Annotated in this window: 8 protein-coding genes and 2 pseudogenes; 3 read left to right on the forward strand and 7 right to left on the reverse strand. The window is 72.6% G+C overall.

All coding sequences use genetic code 11. The annotated features are described in order from the left end of the window. Nucleotides 1-140: 140 nt before the first annotated feature. Together OH768_RS36965 and OH768_RS36970 are read left to right on the forward strand one after the other, a co-directional pair. Nucleotides 141-734 (forward strand): annotated as a pseudogene (locus OH768_RS36965) (ATP-binding protein); the annotation flags it as partial. Between the two features lie 1,773 nt (nucleotides 735-2,507). Next, nucleotides 2,508-2,717, forward strand: coding sequence for an RHS repeat-associated core domain-containing protein (locus tag OH768_RS36970; protein WP_406465598.1), 210 nt, complete (start codon nucleotides 2,508-2,510; stop codon nucleotides 2,715-2,717). Between the two features lie 154 nt (nucleotides 2,718-2,871). On the opposite strand, the gene OH768_RS36975 is transcribed toward OH768_RS36970, so the two are convergent. From OH768_RS36975 to OH768_RS36995, 5 genes and pseudogenes are all read right to left on the reverse strand, one after another. After that, nucleotides 2,872-4,128, reverse strand: a complete 1,257-nt coding sequence (locus tag OH768_RS36975; protein WP_406460333.1) for a TIGR02679 family protein — start codon at nucleotides 4,126-4,128, stop codon at nucleotides 2,872-2,874. After that, the gene (locus OH768_RS36980) at nucleotides 4,125-8,273 is read right to left on the reverse strand and encodes a TIGR02680 family protein (protein WP_406460335.1); all 4,149 of its coding nucleotides are present in this window, start codon (nucleotides 8,271-8,273) and stop codon (nucleotides 4,125-4,127) included. The genes OH768_RS36975 and OH768_RS36980 overlap by 4 nt, the downstream gene beginning before the upstream one ends. A gap of 5 nt (nucleotides 8,274-8,278) precedes the next feature. Next, nucleotides 8,279-9,508, reverse strand: a complete 1,230-nt coding sequence (locus OH768_RS36985) for a TIGR02678 family protein (RefSeq protein ID WP_406460337.1) — start codon at nucleotides 9,506-9,508, stop codon at nucleotides 8,279-8,281. After that, a complete protein-coding gene (locus OH768_RS36990; RefSeq protein ID WP_406460339.1) occupies nucleotides 9,505-11,106 on the reverse strand; it encodes a TIGR02677 family protein in 1,602 nt (533 codons plus the stop codon). The genes OH768_RS36985 and OH768_RS36990 overlap by 4 nt, the downstream gene beginning before the upstream one ends. Before the next feature lie 199 nt (nucleotides 11,107-11,305). Continuing rightward, nucleotides 11,306-11,386 (reverse strand): annotated as a pseudogene (locus OH768_RS36995) (type II toxin-antitoxin system YoeB family toxin); the annotation flags it as partial. A gap of 288 nt (nucleotides 11,387-11,674) precedes the next feature. Between OH768_RS36995 and OH768_RS37000 the strand changes: the two are divergent. Continuing rightward, on the forward strand, nucleotides 11,675-11,920 hold the full coding sequence (locus OH768_RS37000; RefSeq protein WP_406460341.1) for a hypothetical protein: 246 nt from the start codon (nucleotides 11,675-11,677) through the stop codon (nucleotides 11,918-11,920). A 277-nt stretch (nucleotides 11,921-12,197) separates the two neighbouring features. On the opposite strand, the gene OH768_RS37005 is transcribed toward OH768_RS37000, so the two are convergent. Next, nucleotides 12,198-12,686 carry a flavin reductase family protein gene (locus OH768_RS37005; protein ID WP_406460343.1) on the reverse strand — a complete coding sequence of 163 codons (489 nt, stop codon included), beginning with the start codon at nucleotides 12,684-12,686 and terminating at the stop codon, nucleotides 12,198-12,200. Nucleotides 12,687-12,827: 141 nt separating this feature from the next. Beyond that, a complete protein-coding gene (locus OH768_RS37010) occupies nucleotides 12,828-12,947 on the reverse strand; it encodes an LPFR motif small protein (protein ID WP_406460344.1) in 120 nt (39 codons plus the stop codon). Nucleotides 12,948-12,990: the final 43 nt, after the last annotated feature.

Genomic DNA, 12,990 nt, shown 5'->3' on the forward strand with positions numbered 1-12,990 from the left:
ACCGGTACGACTGCGGTACCGCCAGGTACCCTCAGACACATCGTCAACGCGGCCCGACGGGCTTCCGCTCCACCCCGGTAGAGTCTTGAAGGACATGCCCCCACCCGTACGAGTCTCTTCGTGCTGCCTGGGGGAAGTCCTTGCTGTTCCGCGCGTCCGCGAAAACGGTCGCCGTCATGGCACTCGACGGTTCGCTGTTCCTGCACCTCACCGACCAGTTCGTCCATATGCACGGCTATTGACCTGGCGCCTCGGAGATGCGTTCCTGGGAGCGCAGCATCCCTGTGTTGGTTGCTGCGCTGAATGACGCCGGCCTAGGCGACGCAGAAGTCATGCTGGAGTATTCGCTCCCGCTGAACAGCAAGCGTGCAGACGTCGTGCTCGCCGGAGTACACCCGGTCACGGGAGAGCCGTCTTACGTCGGGGTGGAGCTGAAGCAGTGGAGCCAGGCACTGCCTCATGAGGACGACCTCACTCTGTGTCATGTCGACGCCTACGCTCATCCGGTCCTCAACCCCATCGAGCAAGTGCGCCGCTACTGCGAATACCTCGTCAATTTCAACGGCGCTGTGGCCGAACACGGGCGCCGGGTGGCCGGAGTGGCATACCTGCACAACGCCACCGAGTTCGGCGTGACGGGGCTGCGTGAGATCGAACGTGACGGCCACGGACTGCTCTTCACCGCGGAACGCCGAGGCGCCTTCCTCGACCATCTTCGTTCGAGACTGAGCGACACCTCCGGCAACGTCACCGGCACCTCCTCGGCGTTCTACAACAGCTCCGCGGCGGGCAGCGGCATGGTGCTGCCGACCGTGGCGAGCCTGCCGTCGTACACGGACCTGCTCATCGACTACGCCGGCCGCACCACGCAGTCACGGATCCTGGTCGACGGCGATCCGCAGATCCAGGGCCAGACGATCACCAACTACCACTGCGACTACACCACCACCGTCCCCTCGGCGGGCGACCGCACGAACACCTACACCGATGTGTACGGCCAGGTGTCGAAGGTGGTCGAGTTCGGCCCTTCGACCTACACGACGGTGTACGAGTACACCCGCAGCGGCCAGCTCTCGAAGATCACCGACGCCAAGGGCAACCTCCCCACCTACACGTACAACTGGCTCGGCGAGCGCGTGACGACGACCGATCCCGACGCGGGCGGCTCCTCCACGGTGTACGACGACGGCCAGCAGCTGACGACCACCGACGGCAACGGCACGGTGCTGTCGTACGGGTACGACAACCTGGAGCGCCCGACGACGGTCAAGCAGGGCAGCACGCTGCTGACCGAGACGAAGTACGACACCGCGACCGGCGGCAAGGGCGAACTCGCCTCCGCGACCTCGTACGACAGCGCGGGCAACGCCTCCACCGAGGCCGTCGACGGCTACGACGCCCGAGGCCGCCAGACCGGCACCACCGTCACCATCCCCAACGCGGGCGACGGCGCCGGCCTGAACGGCAGGTACCACTTCGTCTACCACTACGACCAGGCCGACCACCGTACGGCGGTCGACTACCCCGCCATCGGCGGGCTGAAGGCGGAGACGGTCACCACCGGCTACGACAGCCTCGGCATGGTCGACAAGCTGACCAGCCCGTTGGCGACGTACGTCGACGCGACCGACTTCGACACCCTGGGCCGCCTCTCCGGGCGTACGTACGGCAGCAGCACCGACACCACCAACACCCCGGTCACGGCGCGCCGCAGCTACACCTACGACGACGCGACCGGCACCGGCTGGCTGAAGAACATCACCTCCACGACCAGCAAGGCCGGCAGCACCCCGGTGCAGAACGACGACTACGTCCGGGACGCGTCAGGGCAGATCACCGACCGCACCGACGAGCTCACCGGCCAGCACGAATGCTTCACGTACGACGAGCTGAACCGCCTCACCCAGGCGTGGACGACGGCGGTCTCGACCGGCTGCACCGGCGCCTTCACCCCTGACCTGACCAGCACCAACGACCCGTACCAGCTGGCGTACACCTACGACGGCCTCGGCAACCTGCAGAAGGAGACGTCCACGACGTCGAGCGGCTCGACCGTCCGTGACTACGTCTACCCCGGCTACTCCGCCGACCAGCAGAACTACACCGCGGGCGCGGCCCAGCCGCACGGCGTCACCAGCGTCGTCACATCGACCGGCACGGACACCTACGGCTACGACGACGCCGGCCAGATGGACTCCCGTACGGTGAACGGGGTCGCCTCCACGGTGCACTGGTCGTCGCTGCACAAGGTCTCGTCCGTGGTCACGGGCTCGAACACGACCAGCTACGTCTACGACGCCACCGGCAACGTGCTGCTGCGCAACGCCCCGAGCGAGAAGGTCCACTACCTGGAGGGTCACGAGATCCACAAGACGCCGAGCGGCTCGGCGACGGCCAGCCGCTACTACTCGGCGGACGGCACGACGGTCGCGGTGCGTGTCGCGGACGGCTCTGCGAACGGCGCGCTGACCTGGCTGCTCAACGACGGCCAGGCGTCCACCCAGCTCATGATCACCGCGGTCGGCGGCATCGTGACCCGCCGCCGCTATCTGCCCTTCGGCAAGCAGCGCGGCTCCACCGCCCTGCCGGCGTCCATGGACCGCGGCTTCACGGGCAAGGCGGAGGACGACTCCACGGGCCTGTCGATCCTGGGCGCGCGGATGTACGACCCGTCGCTGGGCCGCTTCCTGTCCACCGACCCGGTGAACACGCCGTGACAGGGGATGGCGGGTGAACGGGGCGGCCGCCACCGCGCTCGCGCATCGCAAGAACCGCGACGCACCGCAAGAACCGCGACGCACAGCAGCCGAGCCGGCCGGCGCGTGGCCGGGCGGTCGAGTGTGATGGCGCGGTGCTGCCGGCGCGAAAGTCTCAAGGCGCGAGGTCGGCCAGAAGGATGTCCAGCACGGTCTCCTCCTCGATGCGCACCCCGAGTTCGCCCAGCGCCACGGCCAGTGGGGGATCCCACGCCGCGTCGGCCGGTGTGCCGGTAAGGGGTCGGGCCAGCGGTGTGGCGGCGGCCGCGGTGCGGTAGTCGGCGGCGGTGTAGCGCCAGGGCTGCCAGGGGACGCGGCGCAGCAGGGCGTCGGCGATGCGCAGGCCGCCCCAGTCGAAGTCGCCGTGGTAGCGGAGCGTGGATCCGTGGGAGTTGAGGTGGCGTAGGAGGGTGAGGGCGGCGGCCGAGGGCTGGCCCTGGAGGCAGACCAAGGGCGGGCAGGTGGGGCCGTGGATGTCGGCCGCGGTGGCCAGGACGGTCGGGTTCTCGCACACGTACACGACCCCGGGCGCCGTCCTCGGCGGGCTGTGGGTGAGTTGGCGCAGCGTCAGGACAGCCGGTTCGCCCGCGTCGGTCATCCAGTCGAGAGCGGGGGTGCCGCGCAGGCCCACGGTGAGGACGGTGGAGGAGAGGGCATCTCTGAGCAGGCCGGCCGAGGCCCAGACCTCGCGGCGCCATTCGGCTCCGCTGCCGTCGGGGAAGCCGGTCAGGGCACGGATGCCGGAGAGGACGATCGTGGCGAGCGGGGTTCCGTCGTCGAGCGCGTGAGCATTGCCGAGAGCGGGGGCGGCGAAGGCGGGCAGGGAGACCGCCGGGTCGGCGGGCAGCGTCCGCAGGACCGTCGCGGCGTCGGTGAGCAGGGCCTTCGCCGCTTGCGGGGTGCGGGCGAGGCGGCGTATGAGACCGTCCTTGCGCAACTGGTCGGCCCACTCGGCCAGTTCGGGGCCCAGCGTGGCCAGAGGGGCGTATGCCTCCTGCCAGGCCCCCGCCTCCTGTGCGCGTACGTCGGCGAGCCGGGCGACGGGGCCGGTGAGCGCGGTGACGGCCGTGGCGAGGCCGTCGGGGCTGATGCCGGAGCGGCGCAGCACGGCATCCACCGCGTCGAGGCGCACGGTCAGTGAACGTCCGGCGCGTGGGGTGCGGCCCAGCAGGCGTTCGGCGGCGGCGCGTTCGGCGGTGGTGGGCGAGGTCAGGGCGAGCGGGCCGGTGAGGGGTTCGTCCCGCTCCATACGTCGCCGGACGCGCTCGACCAGCCAGGCCAGGCCGGGGTCGCCGAGCAGGCGGCCGAGGCGGTCGAGGTCGATACGCGGGCCGGGCTCTTCGGGGGGACCGGGCCGCCCGCGCCCACTCATGCCCACAGCGGGTCCTGGCCGGGGTCTGTGCCGTCGGCGGGCACGGGTGCCGCCGCCCCGACCGCAGCGGTCGGGGGAGCCGCCTGGGTGGGGAGGGTCGCCAGGAGGTGGTCCGGTTCGTTGCCCCGTACGCGCTCGGTGCCGTCCCATTCCCAGCGGGTCACCAGGACCGCGGCGATCTCGTCGACGCGGGAGAGCTGGGCGATGGCGATGCCGGGGACCTGGGGGTAGCAGGCCCATTCGCGTTCGCTGGTCATCACCACGTCCAGGTCGAAGGCGTGCAGCAGGCCCAGGCACTTGGCCCGCGAGTCGTCGTCCACGCCCGCGAACGCCTCGTCCAGGGTGACCAGGCGCGGGGCGTCGGGGGCGGCCGTGGCGTAGTGCGAGGAGGCGGCGGCGAACAGCGGTACGGACACGGCCAGGACGCGTTCGCCGCCGGAGGCGGGGCCGGTGGCCGGAACCCAGGCACCGTGCTGGTGGCGCTCGATGCCGAACTCGTGCCAGGACCGGTAGTCCAGCGCTGCGGTGAGCACCTCAAGCCAGCTGCCCGCCGTGTCGTCGGACTGCTGCCGGGCGATCTCGGCCTGCAGGAACTCCCCGACCGCCGCGCGGTCCTCGGGTGGCCACGCGTCCGCGGACTGGCGCAGGCGCTCCCGTGCCTGGGCCAGCCCGGTCGGCGCCTTGCGCGAGGGGCGCCACACCAGACGCAGCTTCATGCCGGTGGAGGTGGGCCGCTCCTGCAGTTCGGCGTTCATGGCCCGCACCTGTCGCTCGGCCGCGGCGATCAGCTCCTGCAGGGTGCCCGCGACCTCGGTGAGCAGGTGGGTTTCGAGGATCTCGCGTTCGTGTGCGGACAGGATGCGCGCCAGTTCGGTCACCTCGGTGGTGAGGGCGGCGGCCAGGGCGGGCACGGTCCGCCGGCGGCCCTGGTAGACGATGTCGACGACCATGCCGTCCTCGACCATGCGGGCGGTGGCGGTGTGGCCGCCGCGGGAGAGGGCGTCCTGGAGTTTCTTGAACTCCTCGCTGAGCCGTTTCTGGACGCGTTCCCAGGCGCCGTCGGAGTCGTCGGTGCCGGACGGGCCCGACAGCTGCGCCTCGATGGAGCGGGCGAGCGCGACGGCGGGGGTGGCAGCCCACGGTCCGTCGTCCAGTGCGGGCGCGGCCACATCGGGCAGCGCGACGGCCAGCAGTCCGGTGGCCGCGAACCGCTGGAGCGCGGCGATCGCCTCGGCGCGGGAGGCGGCGGCCTCGCCCACGTCCTTCTCCAACTGCTCGATACGGCCCTCCGCATGGCCGACGCGCCGGTCGGCAGCGGTGTGCTCCTCGCGGGAGCGGCGCTGGTCGCGGTCGCACGTGACCAGGGCCTCGGCGGTGGCGGCCAGGCGCCGCTCCAGCTCCGCGACGGCGGTGCCGACGGTGGAACGCAAGGTCGTGTGCCGTTCGTCGGCGGCGGCCGCCAGGCGGGCCGACTCCTCGGCCCGCAGGGCCAGTTCGGCCACCCGCGCGCCGGCTTGTTCGGCTTCCGTGCGTTCGTCGGCCACCGCGCGTCCGGCATCGGCGCGCTCGCGCAGGGCGGGCCACAGGGCGGCCAGGACGGCGGTGTAGTCGGCCAGCGCCTGGCGGACGGCGAGCAGCTGTGGACGGTCGGCGGGCAGGTTCACGGCTGCTGCCGTGTCGGTGAGTTCGGTGGCGGCCTCGGCTTCCTGCTCGGCCGCCGCGGCCAGTTCCGCGGAGCGTTCGTCCTGGCGGGCGCGGGCCCGGTGGACGGCGTCCGCGGCGGCTGCGGCCAGCGCGTGGGCGTGACGCAGGGCGGCGTCGTCCGGAACGGCGGCCAGTTCGGCATCCAGCGTGCGGCGGCGCCCGGCGACCGTGGCCCGTTCGGCCTTCAGCTCGTCCGACTGGCGTGCCAGGGCGTCGAGTTCGCCGCGCAGGACGGCGATCCGGGCCCGGCGCGCCTCCTCACGGGCGCCCTCGCCCACGTACACGGCGGCCTGCTTCGACCAGCTGCCGGTCAGCGCTCCGACGCGGAAGCGGCCGTCCGCCGCCACCCAGGTGTCGCCGCCGGAGCCGAGACCCACGGCGGCCAGAAGGCGGGCCACCGTCTGCCCGCCCACCGCCACGGCGCGCGGATCACCGTGGTCCACGGCCGCGCGCAGCACGTCGCCGAGCACCGGCCCGGTGAGCGGGGCCCCCGGTGACAGCAGGACGTCATGTCCGTCGGCGTGCAGGACGGTGCCGTCCGGGCACACCCAGGCGTCCAGGATCCCGGAGGCCTCCAACGCCGCCTCCAGACCCGCACGTTCACCGGCGGCCACATGATCGTGGAAGTCGACCAACCGCCACAGGGGCGCTCCGGGCGCCTGCTCACGCACGCCGGGAGTACGCGTGTGCGGTGCCGCGGGACCGCGCTGGCTGCCTGCTTCCAGGTCGGCGAGCTCCCGCTCGCTCTCGGCGCGCAGGGTGTTCAGTTCGGTCAGCCGTTGACCGAGGGCCGCCGTCCGGTCGGCCAGGTTCGCGGCCCGGGCACGATGGGCGTCGGCGGCATGCACCCGCGCGGGAGAGGGACCCCGCAGATGCGTGACCCAGTCCTGCAGGCCGTCCAGCAGGCCCACCGGGTCCTGGGGCGTCAACTCCTCGCACACGTCGAGGTGTTCGCGTACGACGGCGACCAGCTCCCGGCCCGCCCGGGTCGCGGCGGCCTCCGCCTGGGACTGGCGCTCGGCCGTGTGCCCGGCCTCGGTCTGCGCCTCGTCCAGCCGGCGGGCGGCGGCGCGCCGCTCGGCGGCGGCCTCCTCGGCGCGCGACGCCAGCTCCTCAACGTGATCGACCGTGCGCCGCCTGCGCGCCACCGACTCCTCGGCCGCGCGGCGCAGTTCGGCCTCCGGCGCGCCCTCGATGCGCAGATCACCGTCGAGGCGGGCGGCCGAAGCCGCCTCCCGCTCGCGCGCGAGTGTGTCCGCGACCTGCTCCTCGGCCGCCGCGAACCGTCTGCCGGCACTTGCGAGGCGGCCCAGGGCGCGGGTGTGTGCCTGGGCGGCCTGCTCCCGGTCCGCCTCGGTGCGGGACAGTTCACCAGCGGTGCGGCGGGCGTCGGCGGCCGCCTGCTCCAACTCCCGGGCGCTGCGCATCTCGGGGCCCTCGCGCAGCGCGGCCTCCTGTGCCTTCAGCCGTGCGGCACTCTCGTCCAGCTGTGCGAGCCGCCCCGCGATCGACTCCCTGTCCTCCTCGGCCTGCGCCCGCTCGGTCTGGGCCTGCGCGAGGTCACGGTTCAGCTGCTCGTAGCGGGCGTGTTCGTGGCGGGGGAGCCGGGCACGGCGGCGGGTGGCGACGCGGGCGTAACGGCGGTAGTGGTCAAGGAAGGCGGAGGCGGCCCGCTCGGCCTCGGTGGCCGCCCGCAGCTCCTCCTTCTCCTCGTCCAAGGACCGGAACGCCTCGGCCACATCGGCGATCACCGCCTGGTCCATGGGCGGCAGCGCCTCGGTCAGCGCACGCGACAGCGCCGCCTCATTGGGCCGCTTCGACAGCTGCGGCTGGCGCAACTGGACGAGTAGGTCCACCAGGGCCGCATACCGCCGCTCACCCAGCCCGAACAGCGCCTCGTCCACCGCCCTGCGGTACGCCGTGGCCGTGTCGTACACCATGCCGCGCCCGGCGACAGCCTCCGCGAGCCGGTCCCGCGACAGCGCGGTGCCGGTGGCGTCGAGCAGACTGAGCTCCGGTCCGATCCGCTGGTCGGTGACGGCGTACCAGTGGCGGGCGATGCCCCGCCCCGCCACCGCCTTCAGCCCGCAGGCCAGAGTGAGGAAGCGGTCCTGTCCCACGGCCTCGTCGTGGCGGCCGAACTCGATCCAGGTGTAGCCGAGCCGCTCGGGGTGCGGGTGCTGCCCGCCCAGCAGCAGATTCCACTCCATGCGCTTGCCCGGGTCGGCGTCGGGCTCCACGCGGCGCGCGGACAGGTCGCCGTCCAGGAGGAAGGGCAGGGTGAGGGCGAGGACCTTGGACTTGCCGGTGCCGTTGTTGCCACGCAACAGCAGCCGTCCGTCCCGGAACCAGAACTCCTCGGTGTCGTAGTAGAAGAGATCGACCAGGCCGATCCGCAGCGGCCGCCACCGGCCGGGCGCGGGGGTGGGCAGGGCGGTCACGGCGGTCACGCCTTTCGCTGAGAGGGACGAGGGGTGGGGACTCCCGGATCCCGTACGACGGTCTCGCCGACCGCGTACCGGGCCAGCGCCGGCAGCGGGGCGACGCCGTCGGGTGCGGCGGCGACCAGGCCGAGCGCGGTCAGCCTGGTCAGGGCCTGGTCGACCAACTCCGCTTCCGCGCCCGGCTGTTTGGCGCTCTTGGACCAGAAACCACCGTGTTCGGTGGCCAGTTCCCGCACCCTGCGCTCCAACTCGTCGCGGCTGACCGCGCCGTCGGCGGTCGCGAGGTGCTCGGCGAGCAGCAGGGTGACGTGTCCGCGGGTGCCCTGCTCGGGCATCCGGACATCGGTCAGGTCGTCCAAGGGGTCGACCATGGCGATGCCCTCGGCGCGTGCCTCCGCGACCAGGCCGGTCAGTTCGGTGATCCGGGCGGTGATGAAGGCGCGCTGGCGGGTGAGGTAGGCGAGCTCTTCGTCGGTCAGCTCCGCGTAGTACAGCACCGGGTCGTCCAGCAGCCGCCGGGTCAGCCGCTGGCGGATGGCGCGGAAGCGCAGTTCGTCGCTGTCCAGGGCGCTCTCGGCGGTCAGCTCGGCCAGGCGGTCCTCGAAGCCGTCGGCGGTGACCATCGACGGGCCGCGGCGGGCGGCGAGCAGTCCGGCCAGGACACGGCGCTGGACGTCGTAGAGCACATCGCCCGCCCCGCTGACGTAGGCGTCCTCGTCCCCGGCCACCCGTCGCAGCACGCCGTAGCGCATGAGAAGCCGTACCACCGCCGCCAGATCCAGCCGCTCCTCGCGCCGCTCCAGCGTGAACTCGATCCCGGCGGCGGCCAGATGGGGATCGGCGGCGTCCAGGACCACCTGCTCGGCGAGCCGGCCGAGCGCGATCTGCGCCTCGCCGCGCTCCAGCGCGGCCAGCGCCAGGCACAGCAGCACATAGCGGCGGCGGGTGAACGGCGCGCGGGCGCGGGAGGCCTCGCGGGCCGGATGGGTGGGGTCGGCCAGGGTGCCGGGTGCCCTGCCCAGCCGCGCCGCCTCCGCGTCCACCCGCAGCGGCCAGCCGGTGTTGCGGTCGAACCAGTCGCGCAGGTCGCCGGCGTGCCGGCGCACCAGCCGGAACTCCTCGGCGTGCGGGCCGTGCGCGAGCAGCAGCGGCTCCTTCAGCAGCGCGCGGGCGGCCTTGTGGAACTCGGCGGTGCGCCGACCGTCCAGCACCTCGCCCAGGGGCGTGGTCATGACTCCTCCCCGCTGAAAGTGCCGGCGGCGCGCACCTGACCGTTTCGGGTGAGATCGACGATCTCGACCAGGTGGTCGGGGCCGCGGAAGGTGCCGCCGGGGGTGCGGATCTCGGCCCTCGTACCGTCCGCCGGAGCGGTGAGCCGGATCTCCATCGTGCCGTCGTTGCTGGTCGCGACGGTGGCCGTCATGCCGGGCCGCCAGGTGGCCAGGGCGTCGCCGAGCAGCTGCAGGAACAGGCCGAAGGCGAGCGGGTCGAGCTCACCGAGCGCGGACAGCCGCGTGGCGCCGTCCGTCGCGAGGCGGGCGCGGGCGGCGTCGATCTCCTGCGTCTGCTTGGCGGCGATCTCGGCGAGGCGCCTGCGCTGCTCGGACCGGTCCTGCACCCGGCGGGTTCTGCCGCGCCGCTCGTAGCTGCCGGTGCGGCGCAGTTGCGGACTGATCCGCAGCGGCTCGGCCTCGGCCCACGGGGTGGAAGCGGCCACCGGGTGGGCGGCTCGCCGGTCGAGGGTGTCGGCGTCGACGGTGAGGTGACGTGCGGGATACAGCCCGAACGCGGCACGCCACAGCCGATGCCGCGCCGCGTCGTCGGGGGCCTCGGCGAACCAGCGGGCCAGGGTGCGGAAGTCCGCCGAGCGGTCCGAGCGCCCGGCCCGCCGCTCGTTCAACTGCCGTACGACCGCCAGCAGTTGGGGAATCGCCCCCAGAGCCCGGCCGCGCAGCAGACGGGCCTGCGACTCGCGGCCGTCCGCCGACACGAACCAGGCGGCCAGCCCCGACCACCTGCCCACCCACCGCTCGTACGCCCGCGCCTCGGCGCTCTCGGCCTCGTCCGGGGCGGCGTCGACCGCCTCCCGTGCCGCCGCCAGCCGCAACAGCACGCCGACCCGGCCCCGCTCCTCCAACTCGCCGATGAGCAGGGCGATCCGCCCTCCCAGCGTGATCAGGTCCTGGATGAACCGCTCCAGGTACTGGATCAGGCGGTCCTTGTAGGCGAGGAACACCTCGACCTCCACACCGTGCAGGTCGATTGTGCGCTGCAGGGAACCCATGAACGCCCGCGCGTTCTCCGCCAGCGCCTCGAACCGGCTCGTCAGAGCGGACAGCGCCAGATGCGCCTTGGCGGCGTCCGGCTCGCCTTCCCCTTCCTCCTGCTCGGCGGTGATCACCAGCAGGGCCCGCAACTGGGTGACGATGTCGTGCAGGGCCACCGCCTGCAGTGCGCCGCGCCGCCCCAGCGCCTCGTCGTACGTGGACAGCGCCTGCTCGGCGGCCTCGCCGGCCTGGGTGAGCTGGTAGATGAAGCGTTTGCGGTAGAAGTCCTCGACCGCGGTGACCCGGGAAGTGTCCGGATCCGCTCGCAGATTGCCCCACTCGACGAGGCTGTCCAGCGCCTTGACCACCGTGTCCACGTCGGCGGGCCGGTGCTCCGGCGGCAGCGCCGCGAACACGTCCTCGGGCCGCAGCTGGACAGCGAAGCGCTCCTTGGCGGCCAGGAACGCGCCCATCACCCGGCGGTACAGGGCGGCGTTGGGCACGGTGAGGTGGGCGAAGGGCGCGTACCCGGCCTGCGCCGGTCCGGAAGGCGTCGACGTCATCGTTCAGGCATTCTCCACGACGGACACCTCGCCGCGGCAACCGTGGCCTGACCCTCGCGCAGGGTCACACCGGGCTAGCTCTCGCCGCTTGCGCGCGGTCGGCCGTACGTCGCCGGTCGGCAGGGGGCCGGCAACCGCGTGCTGCTGGCGGGCGGAGGCAAGAAGGACTGGCCGACACGCCTGAGCCAGGCTGGTCGGTGTAGTGGTACCGAGCTTTGAGGATCTTGACTTGTTTGTCGTCGGCTCGGTAGACGAGGCGGTGTTCGTCGTCGATAAGCCGGGGTGCGCGCGGGGTGGGCCGGAGCAACCGCTCCGGCCCACCCCCGTGGCCCGCGACGCCCTGCGGAAGATGACCTTGGCGGCACACGCGGCCGGCGAACCGAGCTTCACCGGTTGCGTAAGGCACTGAACCGTTGAAAGCGCCGTCCGCGGGACTCGGCGCAGGGCGATCAGACCGATGGCCAGTGCCGCGCACACCAGGCCGAAGCTCTGAAGGCGGTTCAGGCGTTCCCCCAGGAACAGCAGCGCGAGGACAACCGGGACGGCGGGACAGAGGGACGAAAGTACCGTGGCCACGGCCATGAGCTGCCGGGCGGTCGCCTCCGGATACAGCACGATGGCGGCCGTCCCGACCATGCCCGCCACGACGGACACCACCCGGCTCAGCACCACCGGCCACAGACCGCTCGGCACCCCCTCGGACATCGCACTCTTTCTCTCCCCGGCGGTGCCCGGCGTGTCCTGCGAGACCAGCCACAGCGCCGGCAGTACGGCAGCCATGCCACCCACACGCGCGGGCGGGGCGCTCTCCTAGCAGCACCGCGCCCCGCCGTAGTCCACGAGCGAGGCAGAACCGCCGGGCCGCCGGACGGACTCCGCGCCGGGACCAGTGCGAGCGCGCTCCCGCCCAACTGGGCATGGAGGGCGACGGTCATTCCGCCGACCCGCCGACCCGCCGACCCGCCGACCCGCCGACCCGCCGGGACACCAGACCGTTGACGAAGCGGCCTGATGGGAGCGCTTGATCCCGCCGTTGCCCCGATTGCCGAAGCAGAGGGCCGAGAAGATCACCAGCGCCCGCGGGCGGAGAGTCAGCTCACCGGGTGGCCCGGGGTGATGCCACGTGCGCTGTCCAGTGACAGCAACGGGGTCGGGGCGCCTGCGAGGTTCTTCGCCGTCTCCGGAGCGAGGAGGAAACCGACGTGGTCGCCGCCGTCGATCCGGCTCTCCACGCGACCGACGAACCAGGCGGGCGCCTCGTCGAGGATCACGGACCCGCCCGGTCCCGGATGCCACGGGACGTCGGCGAACTTGTCCGTACGGTCGCCGGTCTCGCCGCCGAAGAGCTGGGCCAACCGGTCCTGGTCGCGGCGGAGCAGATGGACCGTGAGCCGCTCGGCATGCACAGCGACCCGGTAGGTGTGATTGGCCCTGGACAGCCAGACCACGAACCGCGCGGGCCGGATGGAGCACTGCGAACCGAAGCCGACCAGACAGCCGGACCTCTCACCGGCGGCCTCGGCGGTGACGACGTACATCGGACAGTCGAGCAGGTCGGTGAACGGATCGAGGTCGGTCACGGTTCGTGGCTCCCGGCTCGGGCGACGGATACTGCGGAGACGTTCGACAGTCTGCTTCGATCACAGGGGAGGGCTCGGGACCCTGCCGTCTGTGGTGCCCCGAAAGGCAGCGCCCCGCCGCCCTCAGGAAGCAGGAAGCCGTCAGTGCGTGGAGCGCGACGCTCCGCCGAACAGCCGGGCGAGTGCCCGGAACGGCAGCGTCACGACGGTGGCGATCGCGCTGCCGATGCTGCGGAGTACGTCTGCGATGGCGCGGAGCATGGAGACCTCCAGGATCGGTCTACGTCTTGGACGGATGTCGGTG

The sequence above is a fragment of the Streptomyces sp. NBC_01622 genome (assembly GCF_045209635.1).
Classification (GTDB): domain Bacteria; phylum Actinomycetota; class Actinomycetes; order Streptomycetales; family Streptomycetaceae; genus Streptomyces.

Coding starts and splice junctions, on each gene's coding strand:
- OH768_RS36970 (WP_406465598.1), top strand. CDS start 2,508: ATGATCACCGCGGTCGGCGGCATCGTGACCCGCCGCCGCTATCTGCCC.
- OH768_RS36975 (WP_406460333.1), bottom strand. CDS start 4,128: ATGAGTGGGCGCGGGCGGCCCGGTCCCCCCGAAGAGCCCGGCCCGCGT.
- OH768_RS36985 (WP_406460337.1), bottom strand. CDS start 9,508: ATGACCACGCCCCTGGGCGAGGTGCTGGACGGTCGGCGCACCGCCGAG.
- OH768_RS36990 (WP_406460339.1), bottom strand. CDS start 11,106: ATGACGTCGACGCCTTCCGGACCGGCGCAGGCCGGGTACGCGCCCTTC.
- OH768_RS37010 (WP_406460344.1), bottom strand. CDS start 12,947: ATGCTCCGCGCCATCGCAGACGTACTCCGCAGCATCGGCAGCGCGATC.